The 585-nt window shown below is 38.1% G+C and carries 1 pseudogene; it reads right to left on the bottom strand.

Going from position 1 to position 585, the window contains the following annotated elements:
• A pseudogene (locus tag C9E89_RS23120) lies at window positions 1–509 on the bottom strand (IS3-like element ISAba14 family transposase); the annotation flags it as partial.
• Window positions 510–585 lie beyond the last annotated feature (76 nt).

The raw sequence follows: 585 nt of genomic DNA, 5'->3' as shown, positions 1-585 counted from the left end.
TCCTTGACGATTCAACAAATCACGCATCATACGACTGCCTGCAAAAGGATATTGCATATGTAATTCATCAATACATCGCATCAGCTTCAGATCTGATGCACTCACAGGTTTTGGGCGATAGTAATAACAACCACGGGAGACTTTCAGCAGCTTAGCTTGCTTAGATACTGAAATCTGAAGTGAGTCGTCGATTAACTTTTGTGGTTGAAGCGGCCCAGTTTCTTCAACACACCTTCTAAAAAATCAATTTCTAATGCCTGCTCACCGATTTTTGCATGTAGTTTTTTTAGATCGATGGGTGGTTCTGTTGGAGCTTTTGATTGATCGAAAGCTTGCGAGGAAGCTGAGATCAATTGATTTTTCCAGTCAATAATTTGGTTTTGATGAACATCAAACTCAGCACTCAATTCAGCAAGTGTTTTTTCTGCTTTAATCGCAGCAAGTGCTACCTTAGCTTTAAAATCATTTGAATGATTTCTTCTTGGTCTACGTGCCATAAAATACTCCATATATTGATGTTTATAACATCATTTGAGGAGCAGAATATCACTTATAGGAGTTGTTCAAATTTACGGATCCATCTCT

The sequence above is a fragment of the Acinetobacter sichuanensis genome (assembly GCF_003024515.2).
Lineage (GTDB): Bacteria > Pseudomonadota > Gammaproteobacteria > Pseudomonadales > Moraxellaceae > Acinetobacter > Acinetobacter sichuanensis.
This window is presented reverse-complemented; position numbering and strand designations above follow the sequence as displayed.